The organism is Nocardioides guangzhouensis (genome assembly GCF_004519545.1).
GTDB classification, from domain to species: domain Bacteria; phylum Actinomycetota; class Actinomycetes; order Propionibacteriales; family Nocardioidaceae; genus Nocardioides; species Nocardioides guangzhouensis.
Map to the genome: position 1 here is coordinate 23,127 of NZ_SDKM01000012.1, position 18,314 is coordinate 41,440.

17 protein-coding genes are annotated in these 18,314 nt (G+C 71.5%); 11 read left to right on the forward strand and 6 right to left on the reverse strand.

Annotated features, from left to right (window positions below; genetic code table 11):
• The first annotated feature begins 171 nt into the window (after nucleotides 1–171).
• The 8 genes from EKO23_RS09625 (at nucleotide 172) to EKO23_RS09660 (ending at nucleotide 9,383) form a co-directional block, all read left to right on the forward strand.
• Entirely contained in the window at nucleotides 172–1,353 is a 1,182-nt protein-coding gene (locus EKO23_RS09625) for an amidohydrolase (protein ID WP_134716633.1), read from the forward strand.
• 126 nt (nucleotides 1,354–1,479) lie between these two features.
• Nucleotides 1,480–2,568 carry a BMP family lipoprotein gene (locus EKO23_RS09630; RefSeq protein ID WP_134716635.1) on the forward strand — a complete coding sequence of 363 codons (1,089 nt, stop codon included), beginning with the start codon at nucleotides 1,480–1,482 and terminating at the stop codon, nucleotides 2,566–2,568.
• Between the two features lie 96 nt (nucleotides 2,569–2,664).
• The gene (locus EKO23_RS09635; protein ID WP_246051002.1) at nucleotides 2,665–4,188 is read left to right on the forward strand and encodes an ABC transporter ATP-binding protein; all 1,524 of its coding nucleotides are present in this window, start codon (nucleotides 2,665–2,667) and stop codon (nucleotides 4,186–4,188) included.
• Nucleotides 4,185–5,276 carry an ABC transporter permease gene (locus tag EKO23_RS09640; RefSeq protein ID WP_134716639.1) on the forward strand — a complete coding sequence of 364 codons (1,092 nt, stop codon included), beginning with the start codon at nucleotides 4,185–4,187 and terminating at the stop codon, nucleotides 5,274–5,276. The genes EKO23_RS09635 and EKO23_RS09640 overlap by 4 nt, the downstream gene beginning before the upstream one ends.
• Complete coding sequence (locus tag EKO23_RS09645) at nucleotides 5,273–6,541, forward strand: ABC transporter permease (RefSeq protein WP_134716641.1); 1,269 nt, start codon at nucleotides 5,273–5,275, stop codon at nucleotides 6,539–6,541. The genes EKO23_RS09640 and EKO23_RS09645 overlap by 4 nt, the downstream gene beginning before the upstream one ends.
• The gene (locus tag EKO23_RS09650) at nucleotides 6,541–6,951 is read left to right on the forward strand and encodes a cytidine deaminase (RefSeq protein WP_134716643.1); all 411 of its coding nucleotides are present in this window, start codon (nucleotides 6,541–6,543) and stop codon (nucleotides 6,949–6,951) included. The genes EKO23_RS09645 and EKO23_RS09650 overlap by 1 nt, the downstream gene beginning before the upstream one ends.
• Nucleotides 6,917–8,086, forward strand: a complete 1,170-nt coding sequence (locus EKO23_RS09655; protein WP_134716645.1) for a cytochrome P450 — start codon at nucleotides 6,917–6,919, stop codon at nucleotides 8,084–8,086. The genes EKO23_RS09650 and EKO23_RS09655 overlap by 35 nt, the downstream gene beginning before the upstream one ends.
• Nucleotides 8,079–9,383 carry a thymidine phosphorylase gene (locus tag EKO23_RS09660; protein WP_134716648.1) on the forward strand — a complete coding sequence of 435 codons (1,305 nt, stop codon included), beginning with the start codon at nucleotides 8,079–8,081 and terminating at the stop codon, nucleotides 9,381–9,383. Before EKO23_RS09655 ends, EKO23_RS09660 begins: the two co-directional genes overlap by 8 nt.
• A 7-nt stretch (nucleotides 9,384–9,390) precedes the next feature.
• Here the strand turns inward: EKO23_RS09660 and EKO23_RS09665 are convergent, their stop codons facing one another.
• Entirely contained in the window at nucleotides 9,391–9,843 is a 453-nt protein-coding gene (locus EKO23_RS09665) for a MaoC family dehydratase (protein WP_134716650.1), read from the reverse strand.
• 110 nt (nucleotides 9,844–9,953) lie between these two features.
• Here EKO23_RS09665 and EKO23_RS09670 point away from each other — a divergent pair, with 110 nt between their 5' ends.
• The gene (locus tag EKO23_RS09670; RefSeq protein ID WP_134716652.1) at nucleotides 9,954–11,033 is read left to right on the forward strand and encodes an adenosine deaminase; all 1,080 of its coding nucleotides are present in this window, start codon (nucleotides 9,954–9,956) and stop codon (nucleotides 11,031–11,033) included.
• A gap of 13 nt (nucleotides 11,034–11,046) precedes the next feature.
• Here the strand turns inward: EKO23_RS09670 and EKO23_RS09675 are convergent, their stop codons facing one another.
• Complete coding sequence (locus tag EKO23_RS09675; protein ID WP_134716654.1) at nucleotides 11,047–11,595, reverse strand: hypothetical protein; 549 nt, start codon at nucleotides 11,593–11,595, stop codon at nucleotides 11,047–11,049.
• Complete coding sequence (locus tag EKO23_RS09680) at nucleotides 11,595–12,197, reverse strand: uridine kinase family protein (protein ID WP_134716656.1); 603 nt, start codon at nucleotides 12,195–12,197, stop codon at nucleotides 11,595–11,597. The genes EKO23_RS09675 and EKO23_RS09680 overlap by 1 nt, the downstream gene beginning before the upstream one ends.
• A gap of 129 nt (nucleotides 12,198–12,326) precedes the next feature.
• Between EKO23_RS09680 and EKO23_RS09685 the strand changes: the two genes are divergently transcribed.
• Nucleotides 12,327–13,952 (forward strand): substrate-binding domain-containing protein, encoded by a 1,626-nt coding sequence (locus EKO23_RS09685; protein WP_167880404.1) that lies wholly within the window; start codon nucleotides 12,327–12,329, stop codon nucleotides 13,950–13,952.
• A gap of 272 nt (nucleotides 13,953–14,224) precedes the next feature.
• On the opposite strand, the gene EKO23_RS09690 is transcribed toward EKO23_RS09685, so the two are convergent.
• From EKO23_RS09690 to deoC, 3 genes are read right to left on the reverse strand one after another with little or no spacing between them, the layout of a single operon-like run.
• A complete protein-coding gene (locus EKO23_RS09690) occupies nucleotides 14,225–15,097 on the reverse strand; it encodes an aldehyde dehydrogenase family protein (protein WP_134716659.1) in 873 nt (290 codons plus the stop codon).
• Nucleotides 15,094–16,545 carry an aldehyde dehydrogenase family protein gene (locus EKO23_RS09695; protein WP_134716661.1) on the reverse strand — a complete coding sequence of 484 codons (1,452 nt, stop codon included), beginning with the start codon at nucleotides 16,543–16,545 and terminating at the stop codon, nucleotides 15,094–15,096. Before EKO23_RS09695 ends, EKO23_RS09690 begins: the two co-directional genes overlap by 4 nt.
• 6 nt (nucleotides 16,546–16,551) lie before the next feature.
• The gene (gene deoC / locus EKO23_RS09700) at nucleotides 16,552–17,529 is read right to left on the reverse strand and encodes a deoxyribose-phosphate aldolase (RefSeq protein ID WP_175582681.1); all 978 of its coding nucleotides are present in this window, start codon (nucleotides 17,527–17,529) and stop codon (nucleotides 16,552–16,554) included.
• A 58-nt stretch (nucleotides 17,530–17,587) separates the two neighbouring features.
• Between deoC and EKO23_RS09705 the strand changes: the two genes are divergently transcribed.
• Nucleotides 17,588–18,256 carry a hypothetical protein gene (locus tag EKO23_RS09705; RefSeq protein WP_134716662.1) on the forward strand — a complete coding sequence of 223 codons (669 nt, stop codon included), beginning with the start codon at nucleotides 17,588–17,590 and terminating at the stop codon, nucleotides 18,254–18,256.
• The last annotated feature ends 58 nt before the right edge of the window (nucleotides 18,257–18,314 follow it).

An 18,314-nucleotide genomic window follows, 5' to 3' on the forward strand; every position in this document is an offset into this window, starting at 1 on the left:
TCAGCCCGCCGGGACCATGTCCTGCGGCTGCAATTGCAGCCGCACGACCGAGCGGACATCACCCTCCGAGCCGGCCGCCCCGGTCCCGTTCCGGTACGATCGCCGGCTGCGCGGGGCCCAGTTCTGACATGACCCCACGCCGTCGGACATCACCGTTATCCTGAGGCGGCAATGTCTGACATCAGCCTTCACCTCGCCGGGACCGTCGAGAAGCTCGGCGACGAGCTGGTCGACTTCCGCCGCGACCTCCATGCCCACCCGGAGCTCTCCTGGAGCGAGGTGCGCACCACCGAGCGGGTGGCGATGCGCCTCGAGGAGGCCGGGCTGCGGGTGCGCCGGATGCCTCGCAGCGGGCTGATCGCGGAGGTCGGGGAGTCCGGCCCCCTGGTCGCGCTCCGGGCCGACCTCGACGCCCTGCCGGTGGAGGACCGCACCGACGACCCGTGGGCGAGCACCGTCCCCGGGGTCGCGCACGCCTGCGGCCACGACGTGCACGCCACCGCCCTGGTCGGAGCCGGCCTGGCCCTGGCCGAGCTGCACACGGCGGGGCTGCTCCGGGGCCGGGTGCGGCTGCTGTTCCAGCCCGCCGAGGAGGTCATGCCCGGCGGTGCGCTCGAGCTGATGTCGCTGGGTGCCCTCGACGGGGTCACCCGGGTGTTCGGGCTCCACTGCGACCCGAGCCTCGACGTCGGGCACATCGGGCTCCGCGAGGGCCCGCTCACCGGTGCCGCCGACGCGCTGAGCGTCCAGCTCAAGGGCAAGGGCGGCCACACCTCGCGCCCGCACCTCACCGAGGACCTCACCTTCGCGCTCGGCAAGCTGGTCACCGAGCTGCCCGCGATCCTGTCCCGCCGCCTCGACCCGCGCGCGGGTGTGAGCGTGGTGTGGGGACTGGTCCAGGCCGGCTCCACCCACAACGTCATCCCCGACACCGGCCGGGTCGCCGGCACCGTCCGCATGCTCGACGCGGTCGCCTGGGCCGATGCGGAGCGGGTGGTGCGCGAGCTGGTCGACCAGGTGGTCGAGCCGTACGGCGTCACCGCCGAGGTCGCCTACCAGCGCGGCGTCCCGCCGGTGGTCAACGAGCACGTCTCGACCCAGCTGCTCGGCCGGGCGGTCGAGCGGGTGGTCGGGGAGGCCGGGCACGTGCCCACCGCCCAGAGCCTCGGCGGCGAGGACTTCGGGTGGTACCTCGACCGCATGCCCGGGGCCATGGGACGCCTCGGCACCCGCACGCCGGGGGGCGCGACGTACGACCTCCACCAGGGCGACCTGAGGGTCGACGAGCGCGCCGCCGTGATCGGTGCCCGGGTGCTCGCCGAGGCCGCCGTCGGAGCCATCGCACACGCCTGACAACCCTCCGGTAACAGTTCGGCCAACAATCACCGAATCACACCGTTGTCTCCCTTAGGGTGAGCGCGCACAGTGCGTCCCAATCGGGTGACGCGCATTTCAGTCACTTCTTGTAAGGGAGGCGTCTTGCGCAGGTTCAGCAAGATTGCAGCCGTGGCCCTGGTGGCGTCCCTGACGCTCGCCGGCTGCGGCAACGACGACAACTCCTCGGGTTCGGACTCCGCCGAGGGCTGCAAGGGCGCGAGCGGAGACGGCCCCAAGGTCGGCCTCGCGTACGACGTCGGGGGCCGTGGCGACCGTTCGTTCAACGACTCGGCGTGGGAGGGCATGCAGAAGGCGATCGACGACCTCGGCGCCACCTGCACCGAGGCCAAGGCCGCGGCGGGCGAGAACGACACCCAGCGCGAGGAGCGCCTCCGTACCCTTGCCGAGCAGGGCTTCGACCCGGTCGTGGCGATCGGCTTCATCTACTCCCCGGCCGCCGCCAAGGTCGCCGCCGAGTTCCCCGACACCCACTTCTCCGTGATCGACGGGTACAGCCAGTTCCTGGTCGGCGAGAAGCCGCTGGACAACCTGGTCGACCTGACCTTCGCCGAGGAGCAGGGCTCCTACCTGGTCGGTGTCGCTGCTGCGCTCACCACCAAGGCCAAGCACGTCGGTTTCGTCGGCGGCACCCATGGTGACCTGATCAAGAAGTTCGAGGCGGGCTACGAGGCCGGCGTGAAGTCGGTCGACCCGAGCATCAAGATCGAGGTCAAGTACCTCACCGAGGACCCGAACGACGGCAAGGTCGGCTTCGAGAACCCGTCCGGTGGCAAGCTCGCCGCCGAGGGCCAGCTCGACAAGGGCGCCGACGTGATCTACCACGCGGCCGGCAAGTCCGGGAACGGCGTGTTCGAGGCCGTCGAGGCTGCCGGTGACGGCATCTGGGCGATCGGTGTGGACTCCGACCAGTACCAGACCGCTCCCGCGGGCCAGAAGGAGCACATCCTCACCTCGATGCTCAAGCGCATCGACACCGCGGTGTTCGAGTACGTCAAGGCGGTCGGCGACGGCCAGGCGCCCTCGGGCAACGTGACCTACGACCTGGCCGGTGACGGCGTCGGCTACTCCACCTCCGGTGGCTTCGTCGACGACATCAAGGACCAGATCGACGCGGCCGCGGAGAAGATCAAGAGCGGCGAGGTCAAGGTGCCCACGGCTCCGGCCAACTGACACCCTGCAGCACGTTCGCACCACCCGTTGCGAGTCCGGGACCAGACGATACGTTTGGTCCCGGGCTCGCTACTTTGAGGAGGGACAATGACGTCCTTGGCCCCAGCGCCTTCGACCACCGACGCAGTCCGGGTCACCGGGATCGGCAAGCGATTCCCGGGCGTCATCGCCAACCACGACATCTCGTTCACCATCCCCGCCGGGACCATCCACGCAATCGTGGGTGAGAACGGTGCGGGGAAGTCGACCCTGATGAAGATCCTGTACGGCGTGCAGAAGCCGGACGAGGGCAGCATCGAGGTCCAGGGCGAGAAGGTCTCCTTCTCCACTCCGTCCGACGCCATCGCGCGCGGCATCGGCATGGTGTTCCAGCACTTCCAGCTGGCCGACAACCTCACGGTGCTGGAGAACGTCGTGCTCGGCGCGGAGAAGCTCCACGGCATCGGCGGCGACGCGCGAGCCAAGATCGAGGAGATCTCGTCCCAGTACGGCTTCGGCCTCGACCCCGACGAGCTCGTCGAGACGCTCGGCGTCGGCGAGCGGCAGCGCGTGGAGATCCTCAAGGTCCTCTACCGCGGTGCCCGGATCGTCATCCTCGACGAGCCCACGGCGGTGCTCGTGCCGCAGGAGGTCGACGCGCTGTTCGACAACCTGCGCGAGCTCAAGGCCGAGGGCCACACCCTGATCTTCATCTCTCACAAGCTCGACGAGGTGCTCAAGATCGCCGACGACATCACCGTCATCCGGCGCGGCACCACCGTCGACACCGTGAAGCCGGCCGACGTCACCTCCCGCAAGCTGGCCGAGCTCATGGTCGGCAGCGAGCTCCCCTCGCCCAGCACCGAGGAGTCGACCGTCACCGACCGCGTCGAGCTCGAGGTCCGTGGCCTCGAGGTCGTGGACGCCGCCGGCCGGCCCGTGCTCAGCGACATCGACCTGACCATCCACCGAGGCGAGGTCCTCGGCATCGCCGGCGTCGAGGGCAACGGCCAGACCGAGCTGGTCGAGGCGATCGTCGGCATGCTGCACCCCTCGGCCGGCACCATGCGCCTCGGCGACCAGGACATCAGCTCCTGGCACACCCGCAAGCGCCGCGAGAACGGCATCGGGTTCATCCCCGAGGACCGCCACCGCCACGGCCTGCTGCTGGAGGCCCCGCTCTGGGAGAACCGCATCCTCGGCCACCAGACGCGTCCGCCGAGCGTGAAGGGCGGCTGGCTCAACCGCCGCGGCGCGCGCGAGGACACCGAGCGCATCATCAGCCAGTACGACGTGCGCACGCCGGGTCCCGACACCACCGCCGGCGCGCTCTCCGGCGGCAACCAGCAGAAGTTCATCGTGGGCCGTGAGATGAGCAGCGAGCCGGTGCTGCTGATCGCGTCCCACCCGACCCGTGGCGTCGACGTCGGCGCCCAGGCGCAGATCTGGGACCACATCCGCGAGGCCCGGCGCAACGGCCTGGCCGTGCTGCTGATCTCGGCCGACCTCGACGAGCTGATCGGCCTGTCCGACACCATCGAGGTCATCCTCCGTGGTCGACTGGTCGGCACCTTCGACCCGCAGACCGTCACCCCGCAGGACCTCGGGTCCGCGATGACCGGAGCAGGAGAAGAGAAGTGAACCCCGCCAAGCGGATCGGCCTGGCCGTGGCCGCCCCGGTGCTCGCCTTCGCGATCGCCGGCATCTTCGCCAGCGCGCTGCTGGCCGTGACCGGCAACGACGTGGCCGGCTTCTGGGACACGATGCTGACCTGGCCGGAGAACCGGCAGCTGGTCAACATCCTCAACCAGACCGGCATCCTCTACCTCTCGGGCCTGGCGGCCGCCATCGGCTTCCGGATGAACCTCTTCAACATCGGAGTCGAGGGCCAGTACCGCATCGGCACCTTCGTCGCCGCCGTGGTCGCCGGCGAGGCCTGGCTGCCCGGCAAGGCCAACACCCTCCTCGCGATCGTGCTCGCGATGGTCGCGGGTGCGCTGTGGGCCGGCATCGCCGGCCTGCTGCGGGTCACCCGCGGCGTCAGCGAGGTCATCTCGACGATCATGCTGAACTCCATCGCCGGCCTCCTGGTCGGCTACCTCGTCGCCAAGGTCGGCGTCACCACCGGCGTCTCGACCGGCACCAAGACGATCCCCGAGGAGAGCTGGGTCGGCGGGATCCAGATCTTCGGCGACACGCCCACCGAGCTCTACGGCCTGGTGCTGCTCGCGATCGTCGCGGGCGTCGCCTTCCACGTGATGCTCAACAACACGACGTTCGGCTTCAACCTGCGGGCAACCGGCCGCTCCGAGAGCGCGGCAGTCGCCGCGGGGGTCGACGTCAAGCGGATGGTGGTCACCTCGATGCTGCTCTCCGGCGCCGTCGCGGGCCTGATCGGCATGCCGGTCCTGTTCGGGCAGGCGCACAACTACGGCACGTCGTTCCAGCTCGGCATCGGCTTCGCTGGCATCGCGGTCGCGCTGCTCGGTCGCAACCACCCGGTCGGCATCGCCCTCGGCGCGCTGGTCTTCTCGTTCCTCGCCGAGCAGGGCAACGTGCTCAACATCCTGGTCGGTGTCTCGCCCGACATCGTGGCCGTCACCCAGGGCATCATCCTGCTCGCCGTGGTCATCGCCTACGAGTTCGTCCGTCGTTACCGCCTCCGGCTGGAGCAGTCCTCCGTCGCCGAGCAAGTCGCCGGCCCTGCCACCGAGGAGGCCAAGGCATGAGCGTCGTCGTCCCTGCTGCCGGCACCGCCGCGGCCCCCGGTGCGCCGCTTCCGGACCGCCAGAGCAAGATCATCCGCTGGACGGCGTACTTCCTCGCCGGGTTCGTCCTGGTGTCGCTCACCCGCGTGGTGACCGGCGCCGACGACATCAACTCCACGGGCGCCCTGCGGGCCGCTCTCGTCGCGACCATCCCGATCCTGATGGCCGGTCTCGGCGGCCTGTGGTCGGAGCGGTCCGGCGTGGTCAACATCGGCCTCGAGGGCATGATGATCCTCGGCACCCTGGGTGCCGGCTACTACGGCTACAACCACGGCCTGGTGGCCGGCCTGCTCGGCGCGATCGCGTTCGGCGCGATCGGCGGCGCCCTGCACGCGCTCGTGTGCGTGATCTTCGGCGTCGACCACATCGTCTCCGGTGTCGCGATCAACATCATCGCCGCCGGCCTGGCCGCGTTCCTCGCGGAGGAGTGGTTCACGGACCTCGAAGGCGGCGGCCCGACGCAGTCGCCGCCGCTGCCGGAGGTGCCGACGATCACGATCGGCCCGCTCGCCGACTTCTGCTCCGAGATGCAGGACAAGGGCTGGTTCCTGGTGTCCGACCTGTTCTCGCTGCTCGGCGTGCTGGTCGACCGGATGTCGATCCTCACGCTGGTCGCGCTGGTCCTGGTGCCGATCACCGGCTGGATCCTCTGGCGGACCCCGTTCGGGCTGCGCACCCGCTCGACCGGGGAGTCGCCGTCGGCCGCCGAGTCGCTGGGCGTCAACGTCTACCTCTACAAGTTCATCGCGGTCACCGTCTCGGGCTGCCTGGCCGGGTTCGCGGGCGCCTACCTCGCGACCGTGTCCTCCAGCGGCTACCAGAACGGCATGACCGGCGGGATGGGCTACATCGGCCTTGCCGCGATGATCTTCGGCAACTGGCGACCTGGCGGCCTGCTCGTCGGCGCCGTCCTGTTCGGCTACACGCAGGCCGTCCAGCTGCGCAACGGCGAGCAGTCGCTGCACGCACTGCTGCTGGCGATCGCGGTGCTGCTGCTCTGGGTGGCGTTCACTCAGTTCCGGCGCAAGGCGACCTACCAGGCGATCGGCTCCGTGGTGGCGGCCGCGCTGGCCCTCCTGTGGTACCTCACCACCGACGAGGTGCCGCGCGAGTTCACCGGCATGGCGCCGTACGTCGCGACCCTGCTGGTGCTGGCGCTCGCCTCGCAGCAGCTGCGGATGCCGGCGGCCGACGGTCAGATCTACCGCAAGGGCTCGGCCGGCTGATGACGGCCGAGTCCACCCGCGAGGTCGACTGGGACGGGCTGAAGGCAGCCGCGGTCGAGGCGATGGGCCGCGCCTACGCGCCGTACTCCGGGTTCCCGGTGGGCGCCGCGGCGCTGGCCGACGACGGCCGCCTGGTGACGGGCTGCAACGTCGAGAACGCGGCGTACGGCGTGGGGCTGTGCGCGGAGTGCGGCCTGGTCTCGCAGCTGCACCTGACCGGTGGCGGGAAGCTGACGCACTTCGTGTGCGTCAACGGCAACAGCGAGCTGCTGATGCCGTGCGGCCGCTGCCGGCAGCTGCTGTTCGAGAACGGCGGCCCGGCGCTGCAGCTGATGACCGTCTCGGGGGTCCGGTCGATGACGGAGATCCTCCCGGATGCGTTCGGACCCGATGCGCTCGACCTCTCTTGACCTGACCGCGCCCGACGTCGTCGCCGACCCCTACCCGCACTTCGCGCGGGAGCGGGAGCTCGGCGCCGTCGCCTGGCACGAGCCGTCGGGGATGTACCTCACGTTCTCCCACGCGACGGTCGGCCAGGTGCAGCGCGACCGGCGGCTCGGCCGGCTCTGGCAGGACAAGGAGCCGCTCGACTACCTCGAGCCGTTCAACCTCCTGCACCGCAACCAGATGATGGAGAACGAGCCGCCCGAGCACACCCGGCTGCGGCGGCCCGTCGCGCGGGCGTTCGCGCGCGGGCACGTGGAGCGGCTCCGGCCGCGGGTCCGGGAGCTGGCCGCGACGTTGCTCGCGGACGTCGACCCCGACGGCTTCGACGTGATCGCGGGATACGCCGAGCCGCTGCCGGTGCTGGTCATCGCCGACCTGCTCGGGGTGCCGCGGTCCTACGCGCACGACCTGCGCGACTGGTCGCAGGCGATCGTGCGGATGTACGAGGTCGCCCCCTCGCAGCAGACCGTCGACGACGCCGTACGCGCGGCCGTCGACTTCGCGGGCCTGGTCCGCGAGCTGGTCGCCGAGCGCCGGGCCACGCCCGCCGACGACCTGGTCACCGACCTGGTGGCAACCGAGCTGTCCGAGGACGAGGTGGTCGCCGCCGTCGTGCTGCTGCTCAACGCCGGCCACGAGGCGTCCGTGAACGTCTTCGGCAACGGGCTGGCCGCGATGCTGCGCCGCGGGCTGCGCCCGGGCACGGGCGTCGAGGCCACGGTGGAGGAGATGCTGCGCTTCGACTCCGCGCTGCAGCTCTTCGAGCGCACCGCGACCGAGGACGTGCAGGTGGGCGAGGTGCTGGTCGAGGAGGGCCAGAAGATCGCGGCCCTGCTCGGGGCCGCCAACCGGGACCCCGCGGTCTTCGAGGCCCCCGACGTGTTCCGGGTCGACCGGACCCCCAACAACCACCTGGCCTTCGGCGTCGGCGTGCACTTCTGCCTCGGCGCCCCGCTGGCGCGCATGGAGCTCGGCGAGTCCCTGCCCCAGCTGTTCGCCACCTTCCCCGACCTCGAGCTGGCCGGTGAGCCGGAGAGCCGGGGGACCTTCGTGCTGCGGGGCTACCGCAGCGTGCCCGTGAGAGGAAGCCATGCCTGAGCACACCCCCGCCGCCGCCCACGACGCCGTCGAGGTGATCATCGCCAAGCGCGACCGGAGCGAGCTGAGCGACAGCCAGATCGACTGGGTGGTCGACGCCTACACGCGCGGCGTGGTCGCCGACGAGCAGATGTCCTCGCTGGCGATGGCGATCCTGCTCAACGGCATGAACCGTCGCGAGATCGCCCGCTGGACCAGCGCCATGATCGCGTCCGGCGAGCGGATGGACTTCTCGTCGCTGTCCCGCCCGACCGCCGACAAGCACTCCACCGGTGGCGTGGGCGACAAGATCACGCTGCCCCTCGCACCGCTGGTCGCCGCCTGCGGCGTCGCCGTGCCCCAGCTCTCCGGCCGCGGCCTCGGCCACACCGGCGGCACCCTCGACAAGCTGGAGTCGATCCCCGGCTGGCGGGCCGACCTGTCCAACGAGGCGATGCTCGCCCAGCTCGAGTCCGTCGGCGCGGTGATCTGCGCCGCCGGCACCGGCCTCGCTCCGGCCGACAAGAAGCTCTACGCGCTGCGCGACGTGACCGGCACGGTCGAGGCGATCCCGCTGATCGCGTCCTCGATCATGTCCAAGAAGATCGCCGAGGGCACCGGCTCGCTGGTGCTCGACGTGAAGGTCGGCACCGGCGCGTTCATGAAGGACGTGGCCAGGGCCCGCGAGCTGGCCGAGACCATGGTCGGCCTCGGCACCGACGCCGGCGTGCACACCGTCGCCCTGCTCACCGACATGTCCACTCCGCTGGGGCTGACCGCCGGCAACGGGGTCGAGGTCGCCGAGTCGGTGGAGGTCCTCGCCGGCGGAGGCCCCGCCGACGTGGTCGAGCTGACCCTCGCCCTGGCCCGCGAGATGCTCGCCGGGGCCGGCCGCGACGACGTCGACCCGGCGGGGAAGCTGGCCGACGGCTCGGCCATGGACGCCTGGAAGGCGATGATCCGCGCCCAGGCCGGTGACCCCGACGCGCCCCTTCCGCAGGCCCGGGAGACGCACGTCGTCGACGCGCCGTCGACCGGCGTGCTCACCCGCCTCGACGCGATGGCCGTCGGCCTGGCCGCCTGGCGTCTCGGCGCCGGCCGCGCCAAGCAGGGCGACACGGTCCAGGCCGGTGCCGGCGTGGTCTGGCACGCCCGGCCCGGTGACGCGGTCACCGAGGGCCAGCCGCTGTTCACGCTGCTCACCGACGAGGAGGCCCGCTTCGAGCGTGCGCTCGCCTCGCTCGACGGCGGCTACGACATCGCGCCGGCCGGCACGCCGTACACGCCCCAGCCGCTGATCATCGACCGGGTCTCCTGAGCGCCGGTCAGGGGAGCAGCAGCACGACCGTCTCGGCGACACAGGCCGGCTTGGCCTGGCCCTCGATCTCGACGGTGTACGTCGCGTTGACCTGCTTGCCGGCGGGCAGGTCGATGACGTCGTCGAGGCGCACGTGCGCGCGGACCCGCTGGCCGACCTTGACCGGGTGCGGGAAGCGGACCTTGTTGAGGCCGTAGTTGAGCTTGGCGCCCGGGGTGTCGAAGGTCATCACCTCGTTGCCGAAGTGGGGGATCAGCGACAGCGTCATGTAGCCGTGCGCCACCGGGCCTCCGAAGGGGCCGGCGTTGGCGCGCTCGACGTCGACGTGGATCCACTGGTGGTCGTCGGTCGCGTCGGCGAAGAGGTTCACCCGGTCCTGGTCGATCTCGAGCCACTCGGAGTGCCCGAGCTCGGTGTTGGCGGCCGCGGCCACCTCGTCCAGGGTGCTGAACACGCGCATGGGTCTGCTCCTCGGGGGTCGGGGACTCGACGCCGAACCTACCGCCGCCGGTCCCGCCGGTCCCGCCGGGGTCGCCCACCCACGCCCGGGTCAGATGGAAGGATGGGCGGATGAACCCGCGCCCCAGCCGCGACGTCGTACGCCGCGCCCCCAAGGTCCTGCTCCACGACCACCTCGACGGGGGGCTGCGCCCGGCCACCGTGCTCGAGCTCGCGCGTGAGGTCGGGCACGAGCTGCCCGCGGACGACGCCGAGTCCCTGGGCCGCTGGTTCGCCGAGTCCGCGGACTCCGGCTCGCTGGTGCGCTACCTCGAGACGTTCGACCACACCGTCGGGGTCATGCAGACCGCGCCGGCGCTCACCCGGGTCGCGCGCGAGTGCGTGGAGGACCTCGCCGCCGATGGCGTGGTGTACGCCGAGATCCGCTACGCCCCCGAGCAGCACGTCACCAACGGGCTGACCCTGGACGAGGTGGTGGCCGCCGTCCAGGAGGGCTTCGACCAGGGCGTCGAGGCTGCCGGGGGGACGATCGTGGTCCGGCAGCTGCTCACCGCGATGCGGCACGCCGCCCGCTCGATGGAGATCGCCCAGCTGGCAGTCTCGTGGCGCGACCGCGGCGTGGCCGGCTTCGACATCGCCGGCGCCGAGGCCGGCTTCCCGCCCACCCGGCACCTCGACGCCTTCGAGTACCTCCAGCGCGAGAACTTCCACTTCACGATCCACGCCGGCGAGGCGTTCGGGCTGCCGTCGATCTGGCAGGCCATCCAGTGGTGCGGCGCGGACCGGCTCGGCCACGGCGTGCGGATCATCGACGACATCACCGTGCACGACGGCGGGAAGGTCGAGCTGGGCCTGCTCGCGTCGTACGTCCGCGACAAGCGGATCCCGCTCGAGATGGCGCCCGCCTCCAACGTGCAGACCGGCGCGGCGCCGTCGATCGCCGAGCACCCGATCGGCCTGCTCACGAAGCTGCGCTTCCGGGTCACCGTCAACACCGACAACCGGCTGATGAGCCAGACGTCGATGACCAGCGAGATGCACGCGCTGGTCGAGGCGTTCGACTACGGCCTCGACGACCTGCGCTGGTTCACGATCAATGCGATGAAGTCGGCGTTCCTTCCGTTCGACGAGCGGCTCGCGATCATCGACGGCGTCATCAAGCCCGGGTACGCCGAGCTGGCCGCGCGCTGACCCGGGGGCGGCCTCAGCGGGGGAGCACGGTGAACCACGGCCGCGACCACCCGGCCAGGTGCAGGCTGCCGCCGGTGAAGTCGTCCGGGTCGATGCGTTCCACGCGGCCCCCGGACGGCTCGTAGACGCGCAGGTCGCCGTCGAGCACGAGCACCACGTGCCGGGGGAGCCAGGTGCTGCCGACGTACAGGGGGACCGGGCGGGTGCGGGCCGCGTTGCGTACCCGGCTCAGGGCGGTGCCTCGCGCCCACGGGGGGACCGGCAGCGCCTGCCAGCCGATGCCGGTGCGGGAGGCCAGCTCGTTGGCCACCGCCCACGGCGGAGTGCCGAGCTGCATGGGCCACGGCAGCTGCGAGGCGCCTCGGGCGTCCCGCGAGCCGGTGGTACGCCGGTGGGTCGCCAGCACCTCGGCCGCCCAGCGCTGCTCGATGGTGCCCGAGCCCTCGGCGATGGTGTCGGCGTACGCCGGGTCGGCGATGGTCCGTGCCATCACCAGGACCGCTGCACCGCAGCTCTGCTGGTCCGGCTGGTGGAGCCGGGCGGCGGCGAGGCGCGGGTCCATCAGCCCACGCCCACGAGCGTGGTGATCCGGTCGTACGCCTCGTCCGGCGTGACCGGCGCGCAGCCCTTGGCGACCGCGTCCTCGACCACCCGCTTCTGGTCGGCCAGGAGGGCAAAGCCTCGCTTGACCAGCACCAGCGGCGGCTTGCGGTGCTCGCGCAGGTCACGGGTCAGCCGGCGCCAGAACGTGACCAGCGGGTGCTGGCGGACGCAGTACGCCCCGGCCAGCAGGCCCCGCTCCGCGCACGCCTGCACCACGTCCTGGGCGAAGATCCCCTCGGCGACGAAGTACGGCGCGTCCCGGAGCTCGAGGACCTGCCACCCGGTGCGCCCGTCGTGGGCGATGTCGTAGACCGGCACCTCGGCCCGGCGGGTGCGGCAGAGCCGCTCGAGGGTGTCCACGGCGTCGTCGGGCGTCCAGGACTCCGGGTGGTCCCAGTCGACCAGCCCGTGGTTGGGGCCGTGCTCGATCCGCGGAAGGGTCGGGTCGGATCCGTCCTTGTAGAAGTCGTCGAGCCGCAGGATCGGCATCCCGAGCCGTTCGGCGAGGCGGGACTTCCCGGCCCCGGAGGGTCCGGCGAGCACGATCACGCGGCACTGCACCCGCACATTCTGCCGTGCGACTTTCCCATTCCGACACCCGGTGCTCTAGCCTGCCCTCCGACGTGCGGCGATTCGGGCGCCACTCGGTGGGTACGTCGGGGAGTGGAGTTCGGACGTTGGGAGGCGTCGGTGAGTGGAGGGTCCCACGCCCTGCGCCGCGAGCGCAGGCGGACCGGGAGGAACCTGCTGGTCGGAGTGACCGTGCTCGCCCTTGCCGCGGCCGGGGCCGCAGCCTGGGTCCTCCGGCCGTCCGACGCGGAGTCGGCGGACGCGTGCACGTCCCACCCGACCGCGACCGTCGCTGCGGCGCCGTCCGTCGCCCCGCTGCTCACCAGGGCGGCGGCCGAGCTCCGGGCCGAGGGCTGGTGCGGGCGGGTCGAGGTGGCGGCGACCCAGCCGAGCCAGGTCCTGTCGGGACTGCTCTCCGCCGACACCCGACCCCCGGACCTGTGGGTCCCGGACTCCGACGTCTGGCAGGCCCGCGCCACCGCCGCCGGCGTGGCCACCGAGGAGCTGGCCCCGTCGGTCGCGTCCTCGCCGGTGGTGCTCGCCGGCTCCGCCTCGACCGATGCCCCGGACACCTGGTTCGACGCGCTCGGCTCCGGTGACGTGCTGCTCGGCAACCCCCAGGAGGACGTCGCCTCGGCGCTGGCGCTGCTCACCCCGGGCGCCGAGGTCGCCGCGGGCGAGGTCGACCTCGACGAGGTGCAGGCGCAGATGACGACGGTCGCCCAGCACTACACCGAGCTCTCCGACGACGTGCCGGCGGACCCGGACGCGTCGTTCGCGGCCCGGCTGAACCGCGCGGCCGTCGGGCGGGGACTGGTGCCGGTCACCGAGCAGCAGTTGGTCGCGGTCGCCGCCGACCACCCGCGCCTGACCTCGATGGTCCCGGGCACGGGCAGCCTCGTCCAGCAGGTGCCGGTGCTCGCCACCCGGGCGGCAGCGCCGGCCGCTCGCACGATCGCGGACCGGCTCGTGGGCTACCTCGCCGGCCCCGGGCAGAAGCTCGTCGCCGACGCGGGCTTCCGGTCCGCGGACGGTTCCGCGCTCGGGGGCGTGGGCGCGGGCGACGTACCCGTGATGGAGGCGCCGGACGACGAGCAGGTCGTCGAGGGCGAGCGGCTGTGGCAGGTGCTCACCGTGCCGTCCAGCATCCTCGCCGTCCTCGACGCGTCCGGCTCGATGGACTTCGAGACCGGCGCGGGGACCCGGATGGAGGTCGCGGTCAACGCCGCCCGGACGGCCCTGAACGTGTTCCCGGACCAGGCCCGGGTCGGTGCCTGGCTGTTCTCGATCGACCAGGGCGGCCCGGGGCAGGACTACCGCGAGCTGGAGCCGCTGCGGCCCCTCGACGCGCAGGTCGGCGGGACCACCCAGCGGCAGGCGCTGGACGCCGCGATCAGCGGCGCGGTCGACGAGACCGAGGGCGGCACGGGTCTCTACGACACCACGCTCGCGGCGTACCGCGAGGCCGTGGCGCGCTTCGACGAGGGCTACTTCAACTCGGTCGTGATCATCTCCGACGGCGCGAACGACGACCCCGGCTCGCTGGAGCTCGGCGAGCTGCTCAAGGCCCTGGAGAAGGAGCGCGACCCCGGCCGCCCGGTGCGGATCATCGCGATCGGCATCAGCCAGGACGCCGACCTGGCCTCGCTGAAGAAGATCGCCGCCGCCACCCAGGGCGCGGCGTACGCCGCCGAGGACCCCCGCGACATCCTCACCGTGATGAGCGAGGCCCTCCTCGGCCGCTGACCCCAGCGGCCACGTCTTGCCCGCCGAGGTGCCCCGACTTGATGTCCGAGGTGCCCGGAATTGATGTCCGAGGTGCCCCGACTTGATGCCGAGGTGCCCGGAATTGCACCCGGCCCCGCGAAATGGTGGTGGTGGTGGTGGTGTCGAGACGCTCGCTGGCGCTCGCTCCTCAACCACCGGGACGTTGCGACACGCCGTACGGCGGTGGCCGGAACGCAGCCGGGAATGACGGTGACCCGGCACGAGATGTGCCGGGTCACCGGGGACGCAGGTCAGAGGCCGATCGGGTGCCAGACCGTCTTGGTCTCGAGGAACTGGGTCATCCGGTCGGTGCCGGGGTCGAGCGTCCAGTCCGGCTCGGCGGCGGGGGCGCGGCGTACCCGCTTGAGGTTCTCCGCGGCCGCCTCCTCCAGGGACGCGGCGGTCTCGGCGTCACCGGCGACGCCGGTCAGGTCGAGCGCGTTGACGTCCATGTGCGAGGCCAGCCAGGGTGCGGTGCTGGCCGGGGTGCCGGTGAGGATGTTGACCACCCCGCCGGGTACGTCGGAGGTGGCCAGCACCTCGGCGAAGGTCACCGCCGGCAGCGGCCGCTCGTGGGAGGTGGTCACCACCACGGTGTTGCCGGTGACGATCACCGGGGCGAGCACGCTGACCAGCCCGAGCAGCGACGACTCCTGCGGCGCGACGATGGCGACCACGCCCGTCGGCTCCGGGGTGGAGAGGTTGAAGTACGGCCCGGCGACCGGGTTGGCGCCGCCGACGACCTGGGTGATCTTGTCGGCCCACCCGGCGTACCAGACGAGTCGGTCGATCGCCGCGTCGAGGACCTTCTCGGCCCGCGCCGCGGTGAGGCCCTCGGACTTCTGCAGGGCGTCGACGAACTGCGGACGGCGGTCCTCCATCACCTCGGCGATCCGGTAGACGATCTGCGCGCGGTTGTACGCCGTGCGCCCGGACCAGCCGGGGAACGCCTTGCGTGCGGCCTGGACGGCGTCACGCGCGTCCTTGCGGGACGCCAGCGCGGCGTTGGCCATGAACTTCCCCTTCGCGTCGTTGACGACATAGGAGTAGCCCGACTCCGACCGCGGGAAGGCGCCGCCGATGTAGAGCTTGTAGGTCTTGCGGACGTCGATGCGCGCGTTCACTTCAGGTAGCCCTCCAGACCGTGGCGGCCGCCCTCGCGGCCGTAGCCCGACTCCTTGTAGCCGCCGAACGGGCTGGTCGGGTCGAACTTGTTGAACGTGTTGGCCCACACCACGCCGGCGCGCAGCTGGTTGGCCATCCAGAGGATGCGGGAGCCCTTGTCGGTCCAGATCCCCGCGGACAGGCCGTACGGCGTGTTGTTGGCCTTCTCGACCGCCTCGTGCGGCGTGCGGAACGTGAGCACCGACAGCACGGGCCCGAAGATCTCCTCGCGGGCGATCCGGTGCGCCTGGGAGACGCCGGTGAACAGCGTCGGCGGGAACCAGTAGCCGTTGCTGGGCAGGTCGCACGGCGGCGACCAGCGGCCGGCGCCCTCGGACTCGCCGATGTCGGAGAGCTCGCGGATCCGGGCCAGCTGCTCGGCGGAGTTGATCGCACCGATGTCGGTGTTCTTGTCGAGCGGGTCGCCGACGCGCAGCGTGCCCATGCGGCGCTTGAGCTTGCCGAGCACCTCCTCGGCGACGCTCTCCTGCACCAGCAGGCGGCTGCCGGCGCAGCAGACGTGGCCCTGGTTGAAGAAGATGCCGTTGACGATGCCCTCGACGGCCTGGTCGATCGGGGCGTCGTCGAACACGATGTTCGCGGCCTTGCCGCCCAGCTCGAGGGTGACCTTCTTGTCGGTGCCGGCGACCGCCTTCGCGATCGCCCGGCCGACGTCGGTGGAGCCGGTGAACGCGACCTTGTCGACGTCCTCGTGGGCGACCAGCGCGCGGCCGGTCTCGCCGGCACCGGTGACGATGTTGACGACGCCCGGCGGGAGGTCGGCCTGCTGGCAGATCTCGGCGAACAGCAGCGCGGTCAGCGGCGTGGTCTCGGCTGGCTTGAGCACGACCGTGTTGCCGGCGGCGAGCGCGGGCGCGATCTTCCACGCCAGCATCAGCAGCGGGAAGTTCCACGGGATGACCTGGCCGGCGACGCCGAGGGACTGCGTGCCGTAGCCGGCGTACTCGAGCTTGTCGGCCCAGCCGGCGTAGTAGAAGAAGTGTGCGGCGACGGTCGGGACGTCGACGTCGCGCGACTCCTTGATCGGCTTGCCGTTGTCGATCGACTCGAGCACCGCGAGCTCGCGGCCGCGCTCCTGGATGATCCGGGCGATCCGGTAGAGGTACTTCGCGCGCTCGGCGCCGCTCATCTTCGACCACACGCGCGTGTAGGCCCGGCGGGCGGCCTTCACCGCGGCGTCGACGTCGGCCTCGCTGGCCTCGGCGACCTCGGCGAGCACCTCCTCGGTGGCCGGGTTGACGGTCTTGAACGCCTTGCCGGTGCCGTCGACGAACTCACCGTTGACGAACAGGCCGTACGACGGCTTGATGTCGACGATGGCCCTCGACTCCGGGGCGGGGGCGTACTCGAAGGGGCTCACGGTCCTGGTGGTTTCCTTGTCAGCCATCGCGGATCAGTCCAGCGTGAAGTAGTCGGGGCCGGAGTAGCGGCCGGTGGTCATCTTGGTGCGCTGCATGAGCAGGTCGTTGAGCAGCGTGGAGGCGCCGAAGCGGAACCAGTCCGGGTCGAGCCAGTCGGGGCCGGCGACCTCGTTGACCGTCACGAGGTACTTGATGGCGTCCTTGGCGGTGCGGATGCCGCCGGCCGGCTTCACACCGATCATCTGGCCGGTCGCCTCGCGGAAGTCGCGGACCGCTTCGAGCATGATCATCGTGACCGGCAGCGTCGCCGCGGGCTGCACCTTGCCGGTGGAGGTCTTGATGAAGTGGCCGCCGGCCATCATCGCCAGCCACGAGACGCGGCGTACGTTGTCGTAGGTCTGGAGCTCGCCGGTCTCGAAGATCACCTTGAGGTGCGCGTCCCCGCAGGCCTCGCGGACCGCGACGATCTCCTCGAAGACCTGCAGGTAGTTGCCGGCCAGGAACGCGCCCCGGTCGATCACCATGTCGATCTCGTCGGCGCCGGCCTCCACCGCGTCCCTGGTGTCCGCGAGCTTGATGTCGAGCGCCGCCCGGCCGCTCGGGAAGGCAGTCGCGACCGCCGCGACGTTGACGCCGCTGCTGCCGAGGGTCTCCTTCGCCACGCCGACCATGTCGGGGTAGACGCACACCGCGGCCACCTGCGGGCACGACAGGTCGGCGGGGTCGGGTCGCATCGCCTTGCTGGCGAGCGCGCGCACCTTGCCCGGGGTGTCCTGGCCCTCCAGCGTGGTCAGGTCGACCATGCGGATCGCGAGGTCCAGGGCGTACGCCTTGGCGGTGGTCTTGATCGACCGGGTCCCGAGCGACGCGGCACGGGCCTCAGCGCCGACCTGGTCGACGCCGGGGAGGCCGTGGAGGAAGCGCCTCAGCGAGGCGTTCGAGGCGGTGATGTCGTCGAAACTGGTGCTTCCGGCGATCGTCGTCGGAGATGGTGCGGCTGTACTCGTCACCGACCCAGCATAGGGTTGTCCGGGGGCGTGAGAGCAATCGGAGAAACAGGGTGCAGCATTGACCGAGCGGGACGTCGGAGTGGAACCGTGGAAGGACTTCGACAAGGTCGAGAAGTTCGGGCCGACGAGCGGCCGTCTGGTCGGTGGTCTGGGCATCGCGGCGTGCGCGGCGACGGCCATCGGCACGATCGGTGACGGCCGGCACGACTCCGACGCGTTCGTGCTGGTCTGCCTCGCCCTGGTCGGCCTGATGATCTGGATGGTGATGTTCCGGCCGGCGGTCCGCTCCGACGGCACCCGGCTGCACCTGCGCAGCATGGTGACCACCACCCGCGTGCCGCTGGCGTCGATCGACAAGGTCGACGTGCGCGCGATGCTGCTGGTCAAGGCAGACGGCCACATCTACCGCTCCATCGCGGTCGGCCGGCCCCGCAAGCGGCAGCGCGCGTCGGAGGGCAGCTCGTTCGTCGGCGCCAAGGGTGGCTCCCACCAGCACAGCTACCTCCAGGGCACGCCCCGGCTCGACCCGTCGAAGGTCTACAGCGACTTCGTCGAGACCCGGATCAAGCACCTCGCCCAGGAGGCGCGCGCCCACAAGCGGGGGTACGACCGGGTCGGTCCCGACGGGCAGCCCCTCCCGGCGCCGGTCACCCGCTCCTGGGCGTGGCCCGAGCTCGCCGGGCTCGTGGTCCTCTCCGTCGCCGCCCTGACCCTCCTCCTCGCCTGACCCCGTTGAGTTGCGCCTGCCGGAGCGTTGAGTTGCGCCGGCCTGGGCGTTGAGTTGC